General features: G+C 70.4%; 15 protein-coding genes. 9 read left to right on the top strand and 6 right to left on the bottom strand.

All coding sequences use genetic code 11. The annotated features are described in order from the left end of the window. Positions 1-130: 130 nt before the first annotated feature. Positions 131-2,164 carry a M4 family metallopeptidase gene (locus tag ABZ434_RS09920; protein ID WP_359133624.1) on the top strand — a complete coding sequence of 678 codons (2,034 nt, stop codon included), beginning with the start codon at positions 131-133 and terminating at the stop codon, positions 2,162-2,164. Positions 2,165-2,245: 81 nt separating this feature from the next. Here ABZ434_RS09920 and ABZ434_RS09915 read toward each other — a convergent pair whose 3' ends face one another. Together ABZ434_RS09915 and glgP are read right to left on the bottom strand one after the other, a co-directional pair. Further along, complete coding sequence (locus tag ABZ434_RS09915; RefSeq protein ID WP_359133622.1) at positions 2,246-3,463, bottom strand: alginate lyase family protein; 1,218 nt, start codon at positions 3,461-3,463, stop codon at positions 2,246-2,248. A 224-nt stretch (positions 3,464-3,687) separates the two neighbouring features. After that, entirely contained in the window at positions 3,688-6,291 is a 2,604-nt protein-coding gene (gene glgP, locus ABZ434_RS09910; RefSeq protein WP_359133619.1) for an alpha-glucan family phosphorylase, read from the bottom strand. A 765-nt stretch (positions 6,292-7,056) separates the two neighbouring features. Here glgP and ABZ434_RS09905 point away from each other — a divergent pair. The 4 genes from ABZ434_RS09905 to glgB all read left to right on the top strand — a co-directional run bounded on the left by ABZ434_RS09905 (position 7,057) and on the right by glgB (position 14,903). Beyond that, positions 7,057-9,096, top strand: coding sequence for an alpha-1,4-glucan--maltose-1-phosphate maltosyltransferase (locus ABZ434_RS09905; protein WP_359133616.1), 2,040 nt, complete (start codon positions 7,057-7,059; stop codon positions 9,094-9,096). Then, a complete protein-coding gene (treS, locus tag ABZ434_RS09900; RefSeq protein WP_359133613.1) occupies positions 9,093-10,799 on the top strand; it encodes a maltose alpha-D-glucosyltransferase in 1,707 nt (568 codons plus the stop codon). The genes ABZ434_RS09905 and treS overlap by 4 nt, the downstream gene beginning before the upstream one ends. Positions 10,800-11,028: 229 nt before the next feature. Beyond that, the gene (locus ABZ434_RS09895; RefSeq protein WP_359133610.1) at positions 11,029-12,417 is read left to right on the top strand and encodes a maltokinase; all 1,389 of its coding nucleotides are present in this window, start codon (positions 11,029-11,031) and stop codon (positions 12,415-12,417) included. Between the two features lie 65 nt (positions 12,418-12,482). After that, positions 12,483-14,903 carry a 1,4-alpha-glucan branching enzyme gene (gene glgB / locus ABZ434_RS09890; RefSeq protein ID WP_359133608.1) on the top strand — a complete coding sequence of 807 codons (2,421 nt, stop codon included), beginning with the start codon at positions 12,483-12,485 and terminating at the stop codon, positions 14,901-14,903. A 69-nt stretch (positions 14,904-14,972) separates the two neighbouring features. Here the strand turns inward: glgB and trxA are convergent, their stop codons facing one another. Next, positions 14,973-15,317 (bottom strand): thioredoxin, encoded by a 345-nt coding sequence (gene trxA, locus ABZ434_RS09885; RefSeq protein ID WP_359133605.1) that lies wholly within the window; start codon positions 15,315-15,317, stop codon positions 14,973-14,975. Beyond that, complete coding sequence (locus ABZ434_RS09880; protein ID WP_359133602.1) at positions 15,314-15,745, bottom strand: MerR family transcriptional regulator; 432 nt, start codon at positions 15,743-15,745, stop codon at positions 15,314-15,316. Before ABZ434_RS09880 ends, trxA begins: the two co-directional genes overlap by 4 nt. A gap of 164 nt (positions 15,746-15,909) precedes the next feature. On the opposite strand from ABZ434_RS09880, the gene ABZ434_RS09875 reads away from it, so the two are divergent. Further along, on the top strand, positions 15,910-17,379 hold the full coding sequence (locus ABZ434_RS09875; protein ID WP_359133600.1) for a glycoside hydrolase family 16 protein: 1,470 nt from the start codon (positions 15,910-15,912) through the stop codon (positions 17,377-17,379). Between the two features lie 79 nt (positions 17,380-17,458). Here ABZ434_RS09875 and ABZ434_RS09870 read toward each other — a convergent pair whose 3' ends face one another. Further along, on the bottom strand, positions 17,459-18,823 hold the full coding sequence (locus ABZ434_RS09870; RefSeq protein ID WP_359133597.1) for a cation:dicarboxylase symporter family transporter: 1,365 nt from the start codon (positions 18,821-18,823) through the stop codon (positions 17,459-17,461). Positions 18,824-19,123: 300 nt separating this feature from the next. Between ABZ434_RS09870 and ABZ434_RS09865 the strand changes: the two genes are divergently transcribed. The 3 genes from ABZ434_RS09865 to ABZ434_RS09855 all read left to right on the top strand — a co-directional run bounded on the left by ABZ434_RS09865 (position 19,124) and on the right by ABZ434_RS09855 (position 22,266). After that, positions 19,124-20,797, top strand: coding sequence for an ATP-binding protein (locus ABZ434_RS09865; protein WP_359133722.1), 1,674 nt, complete (start codon positions 19,124-19,126; stop codon positions 20,795-20,797). After that, positions 20,794-21,468, top strand: a complete 675-nt coding sequence (locus ABZ434_RS09860; RefSeq protein ID WP_359133594.1) for a response regulator — start codon at positions 20,794-20,796, stop codon at positions 21,466-21,468. Before ABZ434_RS09865 ends, ABZ434_RS09860 begins: the two co-directional genes overlap by 4 nt. 174 nt (positions 21,469-21,642) lie before the next feature. Then, positions 21,643-22,266: a helix-turn-helix transcriptional regulator gene (locus ABZ434_RS09855; protein WP_359133719.1), complete on the top strand. Its 624-nt coding sequence runs from the start codon at positions 21,643-21,645 to the stop codon at positions 22,264-22,266. A 90-nt stretch (positions 22,267-22,356) separates the two neighbouring features. Here the strand turns inward: ABZ434_RS09855 and ABZ434_RS09850 are convergent, their stop codons facing one another. Next, positions 22,357-22,965, bottom strand: coding sequence for an AAA family ATPase (locus tag ABZ434_RS09850; protein WP_359133592.1), 609 nt, complete (start codon positions 22,963-22,965; stop codon positions 22,357-22,359). Positions 22,966-22,983 lie beyond the last annotated feature (18 nt).

Below are 22,983 nucleotides of genomic sequence, written 5' to 3'. Positions count from 1 at the left end.
GGCCAACTTGTTGACGCGGTCCTGACAGGCAACACCTTCTGCTGACACTCTTCACCCCGTTCTGCGCACTGCTTGCTCTGCCCGGACGGCTCACCCAGCCGCCGGTACCCCCCTCGCAGAAGGAGTCCGCGTGAGATCCACGCTCAGCCGTCGTACCACCGCGACCGGCGCTCTGATAGCCGCAGCAGCCCTCCTCGCCGTAGGAGTCCAGACCGGAACAGCCACAGCCACACCGGGCGGTGCCGCACAGGCCGCCCCTTCGGCCTCACAGCCCAATCCCGGTGCACTGGCCAAGCAGCTTTCGCCCTCGCAGCGGGCCGAGCTGATCCGTGAAGCGAGCGCCGGCACGTCGGCCACGGCCAAGAAGCTCGGCCTCGGTTCGCAGGAGAAGCTCGTCGTCAAGGACGTCGTCCAGGACAACGACGGCACCACGCACACGCGTTACGAGCGCACCTTCGGCGGACTCCCCGTGCTCGGCGGCGACCTGGTCGTCCAGGAGTCGAAGGCCGGCGCGACCAAGAGCGTCACCAAGGCGTCCAGGACCACCTCGGCGCAGCTCAAGGCCGTGGACCTGACCGCGGACGTGGCCCCGGCGACCGCGGAGAAGCAGGCCGTCGGCCTGGCCAAGGCGGACGGTTCGTCCAGGACCGCGGCCGACAAGGCACCCCGCAAGGTCGTCTGGATGGCGTCGGGCACACCGCAGCTCGCCTACGAGACCGTCGTCGGCGGACTGCAGGAGGACGGCACCCCGAACGCCCTCCACGTCATCACCGATGCCACCTCCGGCGCGAAGCTCTACGAGTGGCAGGCCATCGAGAACGGCGTCGGCAACACGGAGTACAGCGGGCAGGTCACGCTCGGCACCGCCCCGTCGTACACGCTGACCGACACCACCCGCGGCAACCACAAGACGTACAACCTGAACCACGGTACGTCCGGCACGGGCACCCTCTTCTCCGGCTCCGACGACGTGTGGGGCAACGGCCTCGCCTCGAACGCGGAGACCGCGGCGGCGGACGCCCACTACGGCGCGGCCGAGACCTGGGACTACTACAAGAACGTCCATGGCCGCAACGGCATCAGGGGCGACGGCGTCGGCGCGTACTCCCGCGTCCACTACGGCAACAACTACGTCAACGCCTTCTGGGACGACAGCTGCTTCTGCATGACGTACGGCGACGGCAGCGGCAACGCCTCACCGCTGACCGCGCTGGACGTGGCCGCGCACGAGATGACGCACGGCGTCACCTCCAACACCGCGGACCTGAACTACAGCGGTGAGTCCGGTGGCCTCAACGAGGCGACCAGCGACATCTTCGCCACCGCCGTCGAGTTCTACGCCAACAACGCCACCGACAAGGGCGACTACCTCATCGGCGAGAAGATCGACATCAACGGCGACGGCACCCCGCTGCGCTACCAGGACAAGCCGAGCAAGGACGGCGCGTCCAAGGACGCCTGGTACTCGGGCATCGGAAGCGTCGACGTGCACTACTCGTCGGGCCCGGCCAACCACTTCTTCTACCTCCTCTCGGAGGGCAGCGGCGCCAAGACGATCAACGGCGTCTCCTACAACTCCCCGACCTCCGACGGCCTGCCGGTGACCGGCATCGGCCGTGACAAGGCCGCGCTGATCTGGTTCAAGGCGCTCACCACCAAGTTCACCTCCACGACCAACTACGCGGCCGCCCGCACGGGCACGCTCGCCGCGGCCGGTGAGCTGTACGGCACGACCAGCGCCGAGTACACCGCTGTCGCGAACGCCTGGGCCGGCATCAACGTCGGTACCCGTCCCGGCGGCGGCACCGACCCGGGCGGCACGGTCTTCGAGAACACCACCGCCGTCTCCATCCCGGACCGCGGATCGGCCGTCACCAGCTCGGTCAACGTCACCGGCCGCACCGGCAACGCCCCCAGCACCCTCAAGGTCGGCGTGGACATCACCCACACCTACCGCGGTGACCTGGTCATCGACCTCGTCGCCCCGGACGGCACCGCCTACCGCCTGAAGAACTCCTCCTCCAGCGACTCGGCGGACAACGTCCAGACCACGTACACCGTCAACGCCTCCTCGGAGGTGGCGAACGGCACCTGGAAGCTGAAGGTCCAGGACGTCTACTCGGGCGACACCGGAAAGATCAACAGCTTCAAGCTGACCTTCTGAACCGGAACCACGGCATGACCCGCACCACCTGACGCACGGCCGCCCGGAAGGAGATCGCTCCTTCCGGGCGGCCGTGCACCGTCAGTTCGGGTTGTCCCCGTGGGTCAGGGTCTCCCAGGCGACGAACAGGTTGTCGGACCCGGCGGGGCGCTGCTGCTCCGTGAGGGCCTGCGTGTTGGTCATCGCGATGCCCATCCGGTTGTGCAGCGCGTTGAAGCCGACCTCCGTGACCGGGCCGAGCCTGTCCTTGAGCGATCCCCCGCACAGCGACGAGGGCACGGCCGCACCCAGCTGGTACTTGGCGTGCAGACCGAGGGCATGGCGCAGACGGTCGGCGATCTCCGGATAGAGGTCCTGCCCCTGGATCCGGCTCGTCTCGGCGATGTGCGAGATGGCGGAGAGCCCGTAGCCGGTATGGGTCAGGTCGCGGCAGGTCTCCTGCGAGAGACCGTCCATGAAGGTCGACTGCCCCTGCCAGTAGTTGATGATCTTGTCCCGGGTGTCCAGACCACTGCCGGGCGCGGCCTTCGGCAGGGAACCGTCCGCGGTCACGTAGATGTACGCGGGGACACGTCCTCGGAATTTCGTGACGGCCTTGTCGTACGAGGTGCGGTCCTCCAGGAAGACCGAGATGCCGATCGCGGCCTCGGTCATGCTGAGTTCCCAGTTGCCGTTGCTGTTCGAGCCGTTGATGACCTTCGGCAGATAGACGTCGCGCAGCATGGTGGCGAACCGGCCCGCGTTCGGCCAGCTGCCGTACGTGTACTTGATGATCTCGGCGGCCCGCGGCCAGGAGGAGCCGGCCCAGCCGGTCTGGAGGGGGGCGTTGCTGTTGGTGTGGTCCCGGATCACACCCGACCAGGCGTCCATGATCTCGACCGCCTTGGCTGCGTAGCGACTGTCCTGGGTGATGTACCAGGCCAGCGAGAGCGTGTAGGCGGCTATCGCGTCCTCACGCTCGTCGGTACAGCCGTAGTTGGGGTTGGAGTACGAACCGCATTCGACGACCGCGCGGGGTTTGGCCGCCCGGCTGAGCGAGGCGTACTTGCTCGCCATCATCTGGTCGTACGCACTCTTCCAGGGCTGCGCCCCGGCCTGCACCTTGGCCCGCACGAAGTCGAGCTGGGGGCGGCTGACGAGTACGCCGGGGTGGGTGAAGGCCGCGGGAGCGGCGGCCGGGGCGGGGGCGGCGGCCGGGGCGGCCAGGCCGGCCGAGGCCGGGGCCATGGAGATGCCGGTGATCAGTGCCGCCAGGGCGGTGGCGAGGCCGAGGCCGCGCCCGATGGTTCCGGTGCGCATGTGGGGGTGCCTTCCGGTGCGGAGGAGGCCCACAACTCGACTGAGACCACGGCGAGTTCACATCCATGAACCTCGGGTCGAGTTATGAACGCTGCAATGAGTGAGGAACCTAAAGGCATCGCATGAACACGTCAAGCTTCTGTGTTCAGAAAGCGAAGGACCCGCACCTGGGCAGCCGAAGGGCCCGGCACCCCAGGGGTGCCGGGCCCTCGGTGGGACGGCCCTCAGCGCATCAGCACACCCGCGCCCTCGCCCGTCGCCTCCGTCGGCTGCGCGACCAGGCCGAGTTCGGCGCCGGTGGCCAGCAGCCGGTGGGCCGGCAGCACCCGCACGGTGTAGCCGTACGGACCGGTGCGATCCAGGGCGAGCGGGCCGTCGTACAGCCAGCGGCCCTCCAGGTCCTGGCCGCCCGCCGGTTTCAGCGGGAAGACCTGGGCGTCCGAGATCGCGTCGGCGGAGTCGACACGGCCGGCCACCGCCTGCACCTCCACGTCGTCCGGGCCCAGCGCCCCGAGGGTGATCCGGACCCGTAGCGCCAGCGTGGAGCCCAGTTCGGCCGACCCCCCGGCCGCGGTGGGTGTCACCGCCTCGACATGGTCGACCGCCACCCGCGGCCAGGCCGACCGCACCCTGGCCTTCCAGCCGGCGAGCTCCCGTGCCGTGGCGGCGTCCAGCGACCGGCGGGCCTGCGCCGCGGGGGCGTACAGCCGCTCCACGTACTCACGGACCATCCGGTCGGCCAGCACCTTGGGACCCAGCGTGCCCAGGGTGCTGCGGACCATCTCGATCCAGCGCCCCGGCAGTCCCTCTTCGCCCTGGTCGTAGAAGCGGGGCGCGACCCGGTCCTCGATCAGCTCGTAGAGGGCGCCCGCCTCCAGGTCGTCGCGCCGGTCCTCGTCCAGCGCGGAACCGTCGGCCGTGGGGATCGCCCAGCCGAAGTCCGGCTCGAACCACTCGTCCCACCAGCCGTCGAGGACGGACAGGTTGAGACAGCCGTTGAGCGCCGCCTTCATGCCGCTCGTACCGCAGGCCTCCAACGGGCGCAGCGGGTTGTTCAGCCAGACATCGCAGCCGGGGTAGAGCTTCTGGGCCATCGCCATCCCGTAGTCGGGCAGGAAGACGATGCGGTGGCGCACCCTCGGGTCGTCGGCGAACCGGACCAACTCCTGGACCAGGCGTTTGCCGCCGTCGTCGGCCGGGTGCGCCTTGCCCGCCACGACGATCTGGACCGGGCGCTCGGGATGCAGGAGCAGCGCCCTCAGCCGTTCCCGGTCGCGCAGCATCAGGGTCAGGCGCTTGTACGAGGGCACCCTGCGGGCGAATCCGATCGTGAGCACGCCGGGATCCAGGACCCCGTCGATCCAGCCGAGTTCGGCGGGCTCGGCACCGCGGATGCGCCAGGAGTCGTGCAGCCGTCGGCGCACCTCGGTGACCAGTTGTTCGCGCAGGGTGCGGCGCAGGTCCCAGAGCTGCCGGTCGGGGATCTCGGCGACGGAGTCCCACCGGCCGGGGGTGCCCCCGGACTCGGTGCGCAGCCGGTAGACCTCGGGCGCGACCCAGGTGGGTGCGTGGACTCCGTTGGTCACGGAGGTGATGGGCACCTCCGGCGGGTCGAAGCCCGGCCAGAGTCCGGCGAACATCTCCCGGCTGACGGCGCCGTGCAGGGTGGAGACCCCGTTGGCGCGCTGGGCGAGCCGGAGCCCCATGACCGCCATGTTGAAGACGCCCGGATCGCCTCCGGCGTACGTCTCCGTCCCCAGGTGCAGGATGCGGTCGGCCGCGACGCCCGGCAGTTCACCGTCGTCTCCGAAGTGGCGGGCGACCAGGTCGCGGTCGAAACGGTCGATTCCGGCCGGGACGGGTGTGTGGGTGGTGAAGACGGTGCCGGCCCGGACGGATTCGACCGCGGAGTCGAAGTCGAGGCCCGTTCCGGAGAGCTCGCGGATGCGTTCGAGCCCGAGGAAGCCGGCGTGCCCCTCGTTGGTGTGGAAGACCTCGGGGTCCGGATGGCCGGTGAGCCGGCAGTAGGTCCGCACCGCGCGGACCCCGCCGATGCCCAGCAGCATCTCCTGGAGCAGCCGGTGTTCGCTGCCGCCGCCGTAGAGCCGGTCGGTGACCTCGCGTTCGACCGGGGCGTTGTCCTCGACGTCGGAGTCGAGCATCAGCAGCGGCACCCGGCCCACCTGGGCCTGCCAGATCTGGGCGTGCAGCGAGCGGCCGCCGGGCAGGGACAGGACGACCTGGCTGGGCGTCCCGTCGGCTTCGCGCAGGAGCGTGAGCGGTAGCTCGTTGGGGTCGAGGACGGGATAGCGCTCCTGCTGCCAGCCGTCGCGCGAGAGGCTCTGGCGGAAGTAGCCGTGGCGGTAGAGGAGACCGACTCCGACAAGGGGCACGCCCAGGTCGCTGGCGGCCTTCAGATGGTCTCCGGCAAGGATGCCGAGTCCGCCGGAGTACTGCGGCAGGGCCGCCGTCACTCCGAACTCGGGTGAGAAGTAGGCGATGGCGGCGGGGAGCCCGTCGCCCTGGTCACGGTGCTCCTGGTACCACCTGGGACCCTCCAGGTACTCCCGGAGGTCGGCGGACACCTCGGTGAGCCGGTGCAGGAACTGCTCGTCCCGGGCCAGCTCGGCCAGGCGTCCGGCGGACACGCTGCCGAGCAGGCGCACGGGGTCGCACTCCGCCGCCCGGCCGGCCACCGGGTCGACGGCCTGGAAGAGCTCTCGGGTCTCGGTGTGCCAGGACCAGCGCAGGTTGCGCGCGAGGTCGCTGAGCGGTTGAAGGGAGTCGGGGAGGACGGGACGCACGGTGAATCGACGAATGGCCTTCACGCATTCCACCTTTACAGGGGACGTACGAATCCGAGGGGACGCACCGCTGTGTGCGCCGCTCCGTCACCCTCGACGGTAGCGGTGCGCGGTATGCCGCAACCACGGCGCACGGCCGGCTCGGGGTGTGCGACCCCGGGCGGCCCGGCCGCCCCGCCGCCGGCATCCCGCGCATCCGTCCTGCACCACACGCGTCTCCAGACACTTCCGTCACAGGCGTTATGGCCGATTCCCTCCCCTCATGCGGCCTTGTGGGGCTTCGCGCCACAGGGAAAGCTGCCCTGTGGCGCCTGTACCGCCCCGCGTGCGCCGGTTCCGCGCAATCCCGCGCACGCTCGGCGGAGCCCGGCGCATTCGGGCCGTCACAGATACGCCCGAGTAGTTAACACACCACCGGATTGGCCCACCGAGATCCGTGGGAAGGCTTCTCCGGTACCGGAACGACTGCATTCGGATGAGAGCCGAAGGCGATCCGTAACCGCCCCGCGCATGATTCATCCCCTGTCCACCGGCGATCAGCTCCCGGTTCGTATGCAATCGGTACGGACGACGTACGCATTCGGTCCACAACCGTGCACCGCACCACACACCTCATCCATTCGAGTGCCATTCGAGTGAACGCGGACAGGAGCGGCCATGCCCACACCCCATCAGTCGTCGACGGAGCAGCTAGAAAGGACCGAACCCCACAATCGCGACGCGCGCGTCCAGGCTTCCGCGCCTGCTTCGCACCCTGTCGAGTCCGAGCTCCAGTCCCCAGGTGATTCCATGATCGGTCGTATTCCCGTCCTCGACGTCCGTCCGCTCGTCGACTGTGGCAGAAGGCCCGCCAAAGCCGTCGCCGGTGAAACCTTCCAGGTCACCGCTACCGTCTTCCGCGAGGGCCATGACGCGGTCGCGGCCGATGTCGTGCTGCGGGATCCGAGCGGGCGTCCCGGGCCGTGGACGCCGATGCGCGAGCTCGCGCCGGGCACGGACCGCTGGGGCGCCGAGGTGACTCCGGACGCGGAGGGCCGCTGGACGTACACGGTCGAGGCGTGGAGCGACCCGGTCGCCACCTGGCGGCACGCCGCGAAGATCAAGATCCCGGCGGGGATCGACACCGCACTCGTCCTGGCCGAGGGCGCCGAGCTGTACGAGCGGGCCGCCGAGGGCGTGCCGAAGCGCGACGGCCGCGAGGCGGTGCTGGCCGCGGTCGACGCCCTGCGCGACACGTCCCGGCCGGCCGCCGCCCGGCTGGCCGCGGCCCTGACGCCCGAGGCGCACGAGGCGCTGGCCCGCCACCCCCTGCGCGAGCTGGTCACGGCGTCCCGCCCGCACCCGCTCCTCGTCGAGCGCCGCCGGGCGCTGTTCGGCTCCTGGTACGAGCTGTTCCCCCGTTCCGAGGGGGCCAGGACCGAACCCGCGAAGGCGCCCCGCAAGGGCACTCGGGCCAAGGCCGCCGCGGCCCCGAAACCGCCCCGGATCATCAGCGGCACGTTCCGCACGGCGGCCGAACGGCTGCCCGCGGTCGCCGCCATGGGGTTCGACGTGGTCTACCTCCCGCCCATCCATCCCATCGGGACCACCCACCGCAAGGGGCCCAACAACTCCCTCTCCCCCGCCGCGCACGACGTGGGGGTGCCGTGGGCGATCGGTTCCGCCGAGGGCGGCCATGACGCGGTCCACCCGGATCTCGGCACCCTGGAGGACTTCGACCACTTCGTCGAGGCGGCGCGCACCCTGCGCATGGAGATCGCGCTGGACTTCGCCCTCCAGTGCTCGCCCGACCATCCGTGGGTGAAGGAGCACCCCGAATGGTTCCATCACCGGGCGGACGGCACCATCGCCTATGCGGAGAATCCGCCGAAGAAATACCAGGACATCTATCCGATCGCCTTCGACAAGGATCTGCGGGGGCTCGTCACGGAGACCGTACGCATCCTGCGCTTCTGGATGGATCACGGCGTACGTATCTTCCGGGTGGACAATCCGCACACCAAGCCGGTGATCTTCTGGGAAAAGGTGATCGCCGACATCAACCGCACCGATCCCGATGTGATCTTCCTGGCCGAGGCGTTCACCCGTCCCGCGATGATGCACACCCTGGCCACCGTGGGATTCCAGCAGTCGTACACCTACTTCACCTGGCGCAACACCCGGCAGGAAATCACGGACTACGTGACCGAGCTGTCCGGTGAATCGGCCTCGTTCATGAGGCCCAATTTCTTCGTGAACACCCCCGACATCCTTCCGGGTTACCTCCAGGAAGGCGGCCGGCCGGCCTTCGAGGCACGGGCGGTGCTCGCGGCGACCCTCTCCCCGTCCTGGGGGGTGTACGCGGGGTACGAGCTGTGCGAGAACACCCCGGTCCGCAACGGCAGTGAGGAGTACCTCGACTCGGAGAAGTACGAGATCCGGCCCAGGGACTGGGAAGCCGCCGAGCGTGAGGGCCGTTCGCTGGCTCCGCTCATCACCGCACTCAACCGGATCAGGCGCCGCAACCCGGCGCTGCAGCAGCTGCGTGACGTGCACTTCCACTCGTCCGACAACGAAGCCTTGATCGTGTACAGCAAGCGCTCCGGTTCGAACATCGTTCTGACGGTCGTCAACCTCGACCCGCACCACACCCAGGAGGCGACCGTCTCGTTGGACATGCCGCAACTCGGCCTCGACCGGCACGAGAGCGTGCCGGTGCGCGACGAGCTCACCGGCCATTCCTATCACTGGGGCAGGACCTTCTATGTGCGTCTGGAACCGGGCGTCACGCCCGCGCACATCGCCGTCCTGCGACCGTCCCCGCCGACCGGAGGGTCACCCACACCATGATCGTCAATGAGCCCGTCCACGACACGTTCGAGGACACCCCGGCCAAGGACCGCGATCCCGACTGGTTCAAGCGTGCCGTCTTCTACGAGGTCCTCGTCCGGTCCTTCCAGGACTCCAACGGCGACGGCATCGGAGACCTGAAGGGGATCACCGCCAAACTGGATTATCTGCAGTGGCTGGGCGTCGACTGCCTCTGGCTGCCGCCGTTCTTCAAGTCCCCGCTGCGCGACGGCGGTTACGACGTGTCCGACTACACGGCCGTGCTGCCGGAGTTCGGTGACCTCGCCGACTTCGTCGAGTTCGTCGACGCCGCGCACCAGCGCGGCATGCGCGTGATCATCGACTTCGTCATGAATCACACCAGCGACCAGCACGACTGGTTCCAGCAGTCCCGTACCGACCCCGACGGTCCGTACGGCGACTACTACGTCTGGGCCGACGACGACAAGCAGTTCCAGGACGCCCGGATCATCTTCGTCGACACGGAGACGTCCAACTGGACCTTCGACCCGGTGCGCAAGCAGTACTACTGGCACCGGTTCTTCTCGCACCAGCCCGACCTCAACTACGAGAACCCGGCGGTGCAGGAGGAGATCATCTCCGCGCTGCGCTTCTGGCTGGACCTCGGGATCGACGGATTCCGCGTCGACGCCGTGCCCTATCTCTACCAGCGCGAGGGCACCAACTGCGAGAACCTCCCGGAGACGCACGGCTTCCTCAAGCGGGTCCGCAAGGAGATCGACGCCAACTACCCCGACACCGTGCTGCTCGCAGAGGCCAACCAGTGGCCCGAGGACGTCGTCGACTACTTCGGCGACTACCAGGCCGGCGGCGACGAGTGCCACATGGCGTTCCACTTCCCGGTGATGCCGCGGATCTTCATGGCCGTACGGCGCGAGAGCCGCTACCCGGTCTCGGAAATCCTGGCCAAGACCCCGGCCATCCCGAAGAACTGCCAGTGGGGCATCTTCCTGCGCAACCACGACGAGCTGACGCTCGAGATGGTCACGGACGAAGAACGCGACTACATGTACGCGGAGTACGCCAAGGATCCGCGGATGCGGGCCAACATCGGCATCCGGCGCCGGCTGGCGCCGCTGCTGGACAACGACCGCAACCAGATCGAGCTGTTCACCGCCCTGCTGCTGTCCCTGCCCGGGTCACCGATCCTCTACTACGGGGACGAGATCGGGATGGGCGACAACATCTGGCTCGGCGACCGGGACGCCGTACGCACCCCGATGCAGTGGACGCCCGACCGCAACGCCGGCTTCTCCTCCAGCGATCCGGGGCGGCTCTACCTCCCCACGATCATGGATCCGGTCTACGGCTACCAGGTCACCAACGTCGAGGCGTCGATGGCCTCGCCGTCGTCGCTGCTGCACTGGACCCGGCGGATGATCGAAATCCGCAAGCAGAACCCGGCGTTCGGCCTCGGCTCGTACAACGAACTGCCCTCCTCCAACCCCGCCGTGCTCGCCTTCACCCGTGAGCACGGGGACGATCTCGTGCTGTGCGTGCACAACTTCTCGCGGTTCGCACAGCCGACGGAGCTCGACCTGAGGTCCTTCAACGGGCGCCATCCGGTGGAACTGATCGGCGGGGTGCGTTTCCCCGCCATCGGTCAGTGGCCCTACCTGCTGACTCTCGCCGGACACGGCTTCTACTGGTTCCGGCTGCGGAAGGACGCGCCGCCGGCCTGAGCAGGAGCGGCACCAGCGGGGCGGTTTCCGCCGCCCCGCACGGGGCACCCTTCACCCCATATCGAGCACTTCCGGAACCTTCCTGGGCGCTCCTGGCGTTTCGATCACCCCGAGTCGAGTCCGTACGGACCATCCTGACCCGACACGTCCCGCACAGCCGGACAGCCAAAGCCGCAATCCGGGACACTCTTCGCATCCTGTGGTGTGCCCGGGGAAAGGACGCGATGCCATGTCGGAGGCTGCATCCGCTCAGGTCACCCTGGCGAACAGCACAGCCCTGCTCCCGTCTCTCGGACCGCTGCTCCACGAATGGCTGCCCCGGCAGCGGTGGTTCGCGGGCAAGGGGCGGCCCATCACCGCCTTCTCACTCGTCTCGGCGACCGAGATACTGCCGGTGGACTCCGGCGCCGCCGGACCGGGTCTCCTGCACCTCCTGGTGCGGGCCCATCAGCCCACCATGCCCGACCAGCCACCACCGGACTGCTACCAATTGCTGCTCGGCGTGCGCTCCGCGCTGCCCCCACGGCTGGCGCCCGCCCTCATCGGCCGGGTGACGGACGGCCCGCTGGCCGGCCGTACTGTCTACGAGGGTCTGCACGATCCGCGCCTGGCCGCACTCCTGCTGGAGCGGCTGCGCACACCCGGCGGCCTCGGCGCCCTGCGCTTCGGCCGGGGGACGGAGCCGATCCCCCTCGCCCTGACCCCCCGGGTACTGGACACCGAGCAGTCCAACTCCTCGCTCGTGTACGGCGACTCCTACATCCTCAAGATCTTCCGCCGGGTCTTCCCGGGCACCAACCCCGATCTGGAACTGCCGCTCGCGCTCTCCCGCCAGGGGTGCGGTCGCGTCCCCGCGCCGGTCGCGTGGTTCGAGGCCGCGGCACCGGAACGCCTCACGCTCGGCGTGCTCCAGCCGTTCCTGCGAGGCGCCGAGGACGGCTGGCAGCTCGCGCTGAGCGCGCTCGCGGCGGGGGACGACTTCACGCACGAGGCCCACGCGCTCGGCCGGGCCACCGCCGAGGTGCACACCGCGCTGGCCGCCGCGCTGCCCACGCCGTCCCTGCGCCGCTCCCAGACCGACGAGCTCGCGGCAGGCATGGTGCAGCGACTGGAGGCCGCCGCCCACGCGGTACCCGAACTGCTGCCGTACGTCCCCGGACTGCGCGCCGCCTTCGACGCCGTGACGGCGCTGGGCCACCGGGGCGGAGGGTGGCCCGCCCAACGGGTGCACGGCGATCTCCACCTGGGCCAGACCCTGCGCGGCACCGACGGATTCTGGTCACTGATCGACTTCGAGGGTGAGCCGGCCTGCCCCCTCCCCCAGCGCCGCAGCCCGCAGCCCCCGGCGCGCGACGTCGCCGGAATGCTCCGCTCCTTCGACTACGCGGCCCGCTCGCACCGGCCCTGGAACGCCGCATGGGCGGCGCGCTGCCGGACCGCCTACTGCGACGGCTACGCCAAGGCCGCGGGCGTCGACCCCCGCGACGAGCCGGAGCTGCTGCGCGCCCACGAGACCGACAAGGCGGTCTACGAGGTGCTGTACGAGGCCCGGCACCGGCCCGACTGGCTGCCCGTCCCGATGGCCGCGATCCACCGGCTGGCGGCCGACGCCGACTGAACGGCACGGCCCGCCCGGCCCCCATTCCGTCCCACCCACCCACACCCTCCGAGGAGGCTGTCCCTGTGACCGCCCGTAAGTCGTCCCGCAACGGGTCCGATCCCGCTCCGACCACCACCGACGCCCCCCTCTCCGCGGCCCCCGCCGAGCATGCGGAAGCCGCCGGCCCGGCCACCGGGACCCTCGCACCGGCGGAGGCGGACGCACCACCCGCCGCTGCCGCGGCGCCGCCGGTCAAGCGGGCCAGAAAGGCAGCGGCCCCGCCGCGGCCCCGCCGCGCAGGCGGGCAGGGCGTCCGCCCGGCCGGTGCGCTCGACGCCGGGGACCGGGCGCGGCTCCTGGCGGGTGAGCACCACGCCCCGCACGACCTGCTCGGCGCCCACCAGATCCGCGGCGGCATCACCTTCCGGGTGCTCCGCCCGTTCGCGCGCTCGGTCACCGTGATCGCCAAGGGTCTGCGGGCCCAACTACTGGACGACGGCGACGGGTTCTTCTCCGGGCTCCTGCCGATGCCGGCGGTCCCCGAGTACCGGCTCCTGGTGGCCTACGACGACAACGAGATCGAGATCCACGATCCGTACCGCTTCCTGCCCGCGCTCGGCGACCTCGATCTGCATCTGATCGGCGAGGGCCGGCACGAGGAGCTGTGGACGGCGCTCGGTGCCCGGACGATGGAGCACCAGGGCGTCACCGGCACCAGGTTCACCCTCTGGGCACCCAACGCCCGCGGAGTGCGGGTCAGCGGGGACTTCAACTACTGGGACGGCACCGGGTTCCCGATGCGCTCGCTCGGCTCCACCGGAGTGTGGGAGCTGTTCCTGCCGGCGATCGGGGAAGGGGCGCTGTACAAGTTCGACATCTGCCGCCCGGACGGATCGCACACACTGCGCGCCGACCCGATGGCCCGCCATGCCGAGGTCCCGCCCTCCAACGCCTCCGTCGTGACGGCCGCCCATCACGTCTGGCAGGACCAGGAGTGGATGGCCCACCGCGGGGACGTCCCCGTGCACGAGGCGCCGCTCTCGGTCTACGAGGTGCACCTGCCGTCCTGGCGCCCCGGTCTCACCTACCGCCAGCTTGCCGAGCAACTCCCCGCGTACGTACGTGATCTGGGGTTCACCCACGTCGAGCTGATGCCGGTCTCGGAGCACCCCTTCGGCGGCTCGTGGGGCTATCAGGTCACCGGCTTCTACGCCCCGACGTCCCGGATGGGCTCGCCCGACGACTTCCGCTTCCTCGTGGACGCGCTGCACGGAGCCGGGATCGGCGTCATCGTGGACTGGGTGCCCGCGCACTTCCCGCGCGACGAATGGGCACTCGCCGAGTTCGACGGCCGCCCGCTGTACGAGCACTCGGACCCGCAGCGGGCCGCGCACCCCGACTGGGGCACGCTCGAATTCGACTACGGCCGCACCGAGGTGCGCAATTTCCTCGTGTCCAACGCCACCTACTGGTGCGAGGAGTTCCACATCGACGGGCTGCGGGTCGACGCGGTCGCCTCGATGCTCTACCTCGACTACTCCCGCGAGGACGGGGACTGGTCCCCGAACGAGCACGGCGGCCGGGAGAACCTCGACGCCGTGGCCTTCCTCCAGGAGATGAACGCGACGGTCTACCGGCGCAACCCCGGTGTCGTGACCATCGCGGAGGAGTCCACCGCCTGGGACGGTGTCACCCGTGCAACCCACCATGTGGGCCCCGGCGGGTTCGGCGGTCTCGGCTTCGGGCTGAAGTGGAACATGGGCTGGATGCACGACTCGCTGGAGTACGTGTCGAAGGAGCCGGTGCACCGCAAGTACCACCACAACGAGATGACCTTCTCGATGGTGTACGCGTACAGCGAGAACTACGTCCTGCCGATCTCGCACGACGAGGTCGTGCACGGCAAGCGGTCGCTGGTCAGCAAGATGCCCGGTGACTGGTGGCAGCAGCGCGCCAACCACCGCGCCTATCTCGGCTTCATGTGGGCCCACCCCGGCAAGCAGCTCCTGTTCATGGGGCAGGAGTTCGCCCAGGGAGCGGAGTGGTCGGAGGGCCACGGCCCCGACTGGTGGCTGCTCGACCCCTCCTACGCGGCGGAGAGCGACCACCGCGGCGTACGGACCCTGGTCAGCGACCTCAACACCGTGTACGGGGCGACGCCCGCGCTCTGGCAGCGCGACACCGTCCCGGAGGGCTTCAGCTGGATCGACGGCGGCGCCGCGGAGGACAACGCCTTCGCGTTCGTCCGGTACGACGCCGCCGGATCACCGCTGATCGCCGTCTCGCACTTCTCCCCGGTGGTGCGGCACGACTACCGCATCGGGGTTCCGGACGGGCCGGAGGCCTGGGTGGAGGTCCTGAACACGGACGAGCTGCGCTACGGCGGCAGCGACGTGCGCAACGAGGAGCAGCTGAAGCCCGAGGCGGTGGCGGCGCACGGCAGGGACACCAGCATCACGCTGACGCTCCCGCCGCTGGCGACGGTGTGGCTGCGCCCGGCCTGACCGTACGGCTACTGCCCCGGGGCCCGCACCACGAACGCGTGGTGCGGGCCCCGGGCCGTCGTACGTGCGTCAGACCGACGCCGGAAGCACATCCTCCAGCTCCTGGAGCAGCCGCCGCTTGGGGCGGGCGCCCACCATCGACTTCACCGGTGCGCCGTCCTGGAAGACCATCAGGGTCGGCATCGAGAGGACCGCGTAACGGCTCGTGATCGCCGGGTTGTGGTCCACGTCGATCTGCACCACTTTGAGCCGGCCCGTTTCCTCCTCGGCGATCGCGCTGAGCACAGGTGCCAGCTGGCGGCAGGGGCCGCACCAGTCGGCGGTGAATTCGACCAGGACCGGCAGACCGGCTGCCAGGACCTCCGCGTCGAACGTCGTGTCGGTGACCTCGGCGACACCTTCTGCGTGGATCATTCCTTGTCCTTCCGGTTCGGACCGATCGGTCTCAGTTCACATAGCGGTTCGGGGCCGCCCGGCAGCTCGGCCGAGGCCTCGAGTTCGGCGCGGGCCAGTTGGGCGCCCACTTCCGTGCGGACCGACTGCAGCTGGCCGATGAGCGAGTCCAGCTCGCCGAGCTTGCGCCGGTAGACGGCCAGCGAGGCCGGGCAGGAGTCGCCCGCCGGATGGCCGGCGCGCAGGCATTCGACGAAGGGGCGGGTCTCCTCCAGGTCGAATCCGAAGTCCTGAAGGGTCCGGATCTGCTGGATCAGCCGCAGGTCGCCCTCGTCGTAGGTGCGGTAGCCGTTCTCCGCCCGGCGCACGGGCAGCAGGCCCCGTGACTCGTAGTACCGCAGCGTCCGTGTCGTCGTTCCGGCGCGTTCGGCCAGCTCCCCGATTCGCATGCCCCGACGGTAATCCTTGACGTCGGCGTCAAGGCAAGGGGCGTCAGCAACCTTCGGGAAGTAAAGCGGCCGAAGTCATTGACGACTGGTCCGGGTGCAACTAAATAATCCTGAGAGCGCTCTCAACGACAACCTTCCCGGCACCGTCCCCACCGGAGGTTCCCTTGCGTACGAGCCGCACCACCCCCCACAGACGCACCACCGTCCTCGCCGCCCTCACGGCTCTGGCCCTCGCCCTCGCCGGGGCCGTCACCGTCGCGGGCTCCGGGCCCGCACGCGGCGACGTGCCGCCGGCGTCCGGCTGGAACCTGCAGTGGAGCGACGACTTCAACGGAGCGAACCGCAGCCTGCCGTCCTCCGCGAACTGGCAGATCGACACGGGTCACGGCTACCCCGGCGGCCCGGGCAACTGGGGCACCGGCGAGATCCAGAACTACACCTCCAGCCCCGACAACGTCAGCCTCGACGGCAGCGGCAACCTCCGCATCACCCCGCTGCGCGACGGCGCGGGCAACTGGACCTCGGGCCGCATCGAGACCAAGCGGGCCGACTTCAAGGCCCCGGCCGGCGGCACCCTGCGCATCGAGGGCCGCGTGCAGATGCCGAACGTCACCGGCAACGCGGCCCTCGGCTACTGGCCGGCGTTCTGGGCGCTCGGCTCCCCGTACCGGGGCAACTACTGGAACTGGCCGGGCATCGGCGAGTTCGACATCATGGAGAACGTCAACGGGATCAACTCCGTCTGGGGCGTACTGCACTGCGGCGTCAACCCGGGCGGCCCCTGCAACGAGACCACCGGGCTCGGCAACAGCCGTACCTGCCCCGGGGCGAGCTGCCAGTCCGCGTTCCACACCTACCGCTTCGAGTGGGACCGCGCCGTCACCCCCAACGCCCTGCGCTGGTACGTCGACGACCAGCTCTTCCACAGCGTCACCCAGAGCCAGCTGGACGCGGCGACGTGGGCGAACATGACGGACCACGCCGGCTACTTCCTGCTGCTGAACCTCGCGATCGGCGGCGCCTTCCCGAACGCGCTCGGCGGCTCCACCCCGACGGCCGAGACCGTGCCGGGCCGGCCGATGCTGGTGGACTACGTGGGCGTCTGGACCAAGGGCGGAGGCACCACCGAGCCGCCCACCGACCCGCCCACGGATCCGCCGTCCGGCTCCTCCACCCTCGCCCTGCGCAGCGCCGGCGGTCTCGGCGCCACCCAGTCCGCAGCCTCGGCGGTGACGGTCGCCTCGGCCGGGGGCGGCAACTACGACGGCACCCCGCACAGCCCGCAGACCTTCACCGCCACCGGCATCACCCGGGCGTACGACGGCGGCTCGACCCAGTTCGACGTGTTCGCCGACTCGGGCACCACCATCGCGAACGGCCAGCAGGTGCGGGTGAGTTACGACCGGACGGGCGACGGGACCTGGGACCGCACGGAGACGTACCAGTACTTCGCCACCGATCCGGTCAACGGGTACGAGCACTACACCCAGGCCAAGGGACTCAAGTCGTCCACCGGGAGCCACGGCAACCTGGTCAACGGCAAGGTGAGGATCGAGATCTGGAACGCGATCGGCAACGGCACGAGCACGGTGGGCGTCGGCAACCAGTCGGTCGTGCACATCCCGTACGGCTGAGGCGCGGCCCGGCGATGTGACCGGTGACAGACGGATGCGGCCGGCCCGGGAATCCCGTACCGGCCGCATCGGCAGAGCGTTACACCTTCGCGAGCGAGGGCTGCTCCTCGCCGCCGTCCCTGGCCTCGGGGACGTGCGGCTCCGTGGGGCCCTCGTCCGTGATCATCTTCTCGTCGAACGGGAGAGCTCCGGACAGGACCTGGTCCACCCGCTCCCTGTCGATCTCCTTGGTCCAGGTCCCGACGAGCACCGTGGCCACCGCGTTGCCCGCGAAGTTCGTGAGCGCGCGGGCCTCACTCATGAAGCGGTCGATGCCGACGATCAGACCGACACCGTCCACCAGCTCGGGGCGGTGCGACTGGAGGCCTCCCGCGAGGGTGGCGAGGCCGGCGCCGGTGACGCCCGCCGCGCCCTTGGAGGCGATCACCATGAAGACCAGCAGCGAGATCTGCTCGCTCACGCTCAGCGGGTCGCCCGTCGCGTTGGCGATGAAGAGCGAGGCCATCGTGAGGTAGATCGCGGTGCCGTCGAGGTTGAAGGAGTAGCCGGTCGGCACGGTGATGCCGACGACGGGCTTGCTGACGCCCATGTGCTCCATCTTCGCGATCAGCCGCGGCAGGGCCGACTCGGACGAGGAGGTGGAGAGGATGAGCAGGAATTCCCGGCCCAGGTACTTCAGCAGGGAGAAGATGTTGACCCCGGCCACCAGCCGCAGGATCGTGCCCAGGATCAGGAACACGAAGAGCGCACAGGTGACGTAGAACCCGATCATGATGACCGCGAGGGATTTCAACGCGTCCACGCCGGTCTCGCCGACCACTGCCGCCATCGCGCCGAACGCGCCGACCGGGGCCATCCACATGATCATGGCGAGGATGCGGAAGACGAGCCGCTGGATGTGGCCGATGCCGCGCAGGACCGGTTCACCGGCCGAGCCCAGGGCCTGGAGCGCGAAGCCCGCGAGCAGCGCGATGAGCAGGGTCTGCAGGACCTCGCCCTCGGTGAAGGCCGAGACCATGGTGGTGGGGATGATGCCGAGCAGGAAGTCCGCGGTGGACTCGCTGGCCCCCGAGGCCTGCTTCTCGCCCGCGGCGCGGGCCGCCTCGGTGAGGTGGAGGCTGGAGCCGGGTTCCAGGATGTTGCCGACGACCAGGCCGATGGCCAGGGCGACGGTCGACATCACCAGGAAGTAGCCGAGGGCCAGCCCTCCGACGGCGCCGACCTTGGCGGCCTTGCGTACGGAGCCGACCCCCAGCACGATCGTGCAGAAGATGATCGGCGAGATCATCATCTTGATGAGGTTGACGAAGCCGGTTCCGATCGGCTTGAGCTCGACGGCGGCATCCGGGGCGACGAGGCCCACCAGGATGCCGAGTCCCACCGCCACGATCACGGCGAGATACAGATACTTCGTACGGTCCCGCTTGGCGGTGGCCACTCCCACGGGGGTCTCCTCGGCTCGTCCTTGTCCCTCCCCCGTCCCTGGGGGCCCCGGCGACTATCCCGTCCCCTGTGACGGTGGTCACCCTTGCGTGCATTTCGTTCACGAGAGGCACCGGCCATCGGGGGCCGGCTGGGACGAACGAGGCCGGGCGCAGGCGGCCGCAAGGCGGAGGAATCGAGCCACGCCGGAGCCGTGCCGGTGGACGCCGACGCGGCAGGTGCACGTGACCGGCCCGGCGACGCCGTCCCCCGGCGGCCGGTCCCTCTTCGGTTTTCGGCCAGGCAGACTGTGGAGATGCGCATCCGTCTCCCCCGCACCCGCCCACGGAGCCTGGCGGGCCAGCTCTTCGCCATGCAGGTGGTGCTGGTCGCGGCGGTGGTGGCGGGCTGCGCCTTCTTCGCGTACGTCTCCGGCAGCGGTCAGGCCAAGGAGACCGCGACCCGGCAGGTGCGGACGGCCGCGCTGGCGATCGCCGGTTCGCCGTCGGTACGGGAGGCGATCCGCACCCCGGACCCGTCGGCCGTGCTCCAGCCGTACGCGGAGCAGGTCCGCAAGGACACCGGCATCGCCTTCGTCACCATCATGGATCCGCACCGGGTCCGCTGGACGCACCCGAACGCCGAGCGGATCGGTGAGAGCTTCCTCGGCCACACCGCGCGGGCCCTGCGCGGCGAGACGTTCTCGGAGACGTACACCGGCACGCTCGGCCCCTCGATACGGGTCGTCACGCCGGTCCGGGACGGCGGCAGGATCGTCGGCCTCGTCAGTGCGGGCATCACGGTCGAGCGGGTCTCCTCGCAGGTACGTGCCCAGCTGGGCGCGCTGGGGCTGGCGGCGGGCGCGGCACTGGCGCTGGGCGGCCTCGGCACGTACGTGATCAACGCCCGGCTGCGGCGGCACACCCACGGGATGAACGCCACCGAGCTGAGCCGGCTGCACGACTACCACGAGGCCACGCTGCACGCGGTGCGCGAGGGGCTCCTGATGCTCGACGGGCAGCGCAGGATCGCCCTGATCAACGACGCGGGCAGAGAGCTGCTGGGACTGGCCCCCGGCACGGTCGGGCGCCGGGTCGCGGACCTCGATCTGCCGGCACCGCTGACCGGGGCTCTGCTCGCCTCCGAGGAACGGGTCGACGAGGTGCATCTGACGGCGGACCGGGTGATCGTGGTCAACACCCGCCCGGTGGTGGGCGGGGAGCGGCGCGGCACCGTCATCACCCTGCGCGATCACACGGAACTCCAGGCGCTGTCCGGCGAGCTGGACTCGGAGCGCGGGTTCACCCAGGCACTGCGCTCGCAGGCGCACGAGGCGGCGAACCGGCTGCACACGGTGGTCTCGCTGATCGAGCTGGGCCGGGAGGAAGAGGCAGTCGGCTTCGCCACGGCCGAACTGGAGCTGGCGCAGGTCCTCACCGACCGGGTCGTGGGCGCGGTCGGTGAACCGGTGCTGGCGGCGCTGCTGCTCGGCAAGGCCGCCCAGGCGAACGAGCGCGGGGTGGAGCTGGTCCTGGCGGACGACAGCCTGATCGACGACGGGGCGCTGCCCGTCACGTTGCCGCAGCGCGATCTGGTGACCATCCTCGGCAATCTGATCGACAACGCGGTGGACGCGGCCTCGGAGGCGCTGACGGGACCCGACGCCGACGGCGGCGGCGTTCCCGCGCAGCGCACGGGCCCGCGCCCGGCCCGCGCCCGGGTCACGGTCACCGCACTCGCCGGCGACGGGGAGCTCCTGCTGCGCGTCGCCGACAGCGGGGCGGGCGTCGGACCGGCTGACGCCACGGAGGTGTTCCGCCGCGGCTGGTCGACGCACGGGACCGGCCGTGGGCTCGGCCTCGCGCTCGTCCGGCAGGCCGCGCACCGCAACGGCGGGGCGGTGGTGCTGGAGCAGGGGCCCGACGGCGGCGCGGAATTCACCGTACGGCTGCCGCTGCCGCGGTGCGGCGATGCACAGAAGGAGAGAACCCCGTGATCCAGGTGCTGGTCGTCGAGGACGACCCCGTCGCAGCCGACGCCCATCAGCTGTACGTGGACCGTGTCCCGGGCTTCACCGTGGCGGCCGTCGCGCACACCCGGGCCGAGGCGGCGCGGGCCCTGGACCGCGTGCCGGTCGACCTGTTGCTCCTCGACCTGTATCTGCCCGACGGGCACGGGCTGCAGCTTCTGCGGTCGCTGCGTGCGGCCGGGCACGGGGCCGATGTGATCGCGGTGACCTCGGCCCGCGATCTGGCCGTGGTCCGCGAAGGGGTCTCGCTCGGCGTCGTCCAGTACGTGCTGAAGCCGTTCACCTTCGCCACGCTGCGCGACCGGCTCGTCCGCTACGCCGAGTTCCGCGCGGCGGCCGGTGAGGCGAGCGGCCAGGACGAGGTGGACCGTGCGCTGGCCGCCCTGCGCGCCCCGCAGCCCGCCCGTCTTCCCAAGGGCCTCAGCAGCCCCACGCTGGAGGCGGTGACCCGCGTGCTGCGGGCGTCCCCGGACGGCGTGACCGCGGCGGCGGCCGCTGTGGAGCTCGGCATCTCGCGCATCACCGCGCGCCGCTATCTGGAACACCTGGTGACGGCCGGGCGGGCGGTGCGCAGTCCACAGTACGGACAGATCGGGCGCCCGGAACTGCACTACCGGTGGCGGGCGGAGGGGCGCTGACCAGGGACGCAGCGGCCCGGAAGGGGCCTCGCGGTCGTCTGGACGTTCCTACGAGCCGTGGTCCGGTGTGAACACACCGTAGTCAGACCGCGTCCGGCCTCCTACGGTGGGGCCGTGCACCCCACCCCGCCTTTCAACGCCCCCGCCGCGCGCAGACTGCGCGAGGCCCTGGGGATGGCTCCCGGCCATGTCGCCTACGGTCTCGGCGCCCAGTACGGCCTTCGGATCAGCGCCGAGACGGTCGCCGCCTGGGAGCGCGGACTCGCCTCGCCGAGCGAGTACGAACTCACCGCCCTGGCAGGTGTGTTGTGGTGCGCGCCGGGCGAACTCCTCACCGCCGCCCGTACGCTGCGCGAGCACCGGGTCGCCCGGGAGCTGACCGCGGAGGACCTGGCGGGCCGGCTCGGGATCTCCGCGTCCGCGTATCTGCGGATGGAGGAACTGGGCCGCTGGCGCGGCAACGAGCGCCAGTCCGCCGCCCTCAGCGAGGCGCTGGGACTCGACGCCGCCGCGTTCGTGACGGTCTCCGGACGGGACGAGGAACTCGCGGAGCTGCTGTGCAGCGCGGTGAAGACCCGCTGGCAGGCGTACGTCAGACCGGTGTCGAAACTCGCGCCCCTGGACCGCCCGCTGGTCCAGGGCGCTCTGGAGCGGCTGCACGCCGACTATCAGGCGCTGATGGTGTCCACGCTCAGCTGGAGCAGTACGGGCACGGAGCGGGCGGGCGCGACCGGGGACACCGGCCGGGCCTTCCTCGCGGGCATCGTGGACCGTTTCTGGGAGACGGCGGAGGCGTAGGACGCACCGGGCCCGTCGGACGGTCCGCCGTGGGCCCCGGCCTCCCGCGGCCGCTCCCGGAGGACCGCGAAGGCCGTACAGAGCCGCAGGTCAGCCGGCGACGTCCGCCCCGTACGGCGGCTGAGCGAGCGAGGATCGGGCGCCGGACAGGGCGGCGGAGCGGCGCAGGCGGGTGAAGGCGGTGGGGTGCGGCCGGTGCGGCAGGAAGTCCTTGATGCGCTGTGCGCATGCGCGTGGGCCGGCCGCGCCGGTGTCGCACTCCAGGTCGTAGTCGCCGTGGGCGTGGACCAGGTCGTACTGGTGCGCCGCGAGGCCCTGCGGCCGGTCGCCCCGGGCCGCCTCGCGGCGGATCAGCTCGTCCGGCGGACAGTGGACGCCGACGAACACCACGTCCTCGGGCGGCAGCACGGCGAGGCAGTCGAGCAGTCGCCAGGGTTCGCTCAGCACGTGGTCCACCACGACGTCGTTGCCCACTCCGGCCATGGCCGCGATCGAGCGGTGGAAGCCCATCCTGGTCCGCCGCAGTGCGGAGTCGAGCTCCTCCTGAGCGAGCTCCCGCTTGCTGCGCATCGCGTTGAAGCTGTCGACCGCCAGGTGGAAGAAGACGCCGTCGTCCAGAATGTCCAGAAGCTCCCGGGCGATGGACGACTTCCCCGAACTGGACGTGCCGTTGAGGAAGATGATCCGGCCAGATGTCATGGCGGCATGGTCACACGC

The sequence above is a fragment of the Streptomyces sp. NPDC005761 genome (genome assembly GCF_040630635.1).
Lineage (GTDB): Bacteria > Actinomycetota > Actinomycetes > Streptomycetales > Streptomycetaceae > Streptomyces.
This window is presented reverse-complemented; position numbering and strand designations above follow the sequence as displayed.

Coding starts and splice junctions, on each gene's coding strand:
- ABZ434_RS09915 (WP_359133622.1), bottom strand. CDS start 3,463: ATGCGCACCGGAACCATCGGGCGCGGCCTCGGCCTCGCCACCGCCCTG.
- ABZ434_RS09905 (WP_359133616.1), top strand. CDS start 7,057: ATGATCGGTCGTATTCCCGTCCTCGACGTCCGTCCGCTCGTCGACTGT.
- treS (WP_359133613.1), top strand. CDS start 9,093: ATGATCGTCAATGAGCCCGTCCACGACACGTTCGAGGACACCCCGGCC.
- ABZ434_RS09895 (WP_359133610.1), top strand. CDS start 11,029: ATGTCGGAGGCTGCATCCGCTCAGGTCACCCTGGCGAACAGCACAGCC.
- trxA (WP_359133605.1), bottom strand. CDS start 15,317: ATGATCCACGCAGAAGGTGTCGCCGAGGTCACCGACACGACGTTCGAC.
- ABZ434_RS09880 (WP_359133602.1), bottom strand. CDS start 15,745: ATGCGAATCGGGGAGCTGGCCGAACGCGCCGGAACGACGACACGGACG.
- ABZ434_RS09855 (WP_359133719.1), top strand. CDS start 21,643: ATGGCTCCCGGCCATGTCGCCTACGGTCTCGGCGCCCAGTACGGCCTT.
- ABZ434_RS09850 (WP_359133592.1), bottom strand. CDS start 22,965: ATGACATCTGGCCGGATCATCTTCCTCAACGGCACGTCCAGTTCGGGG.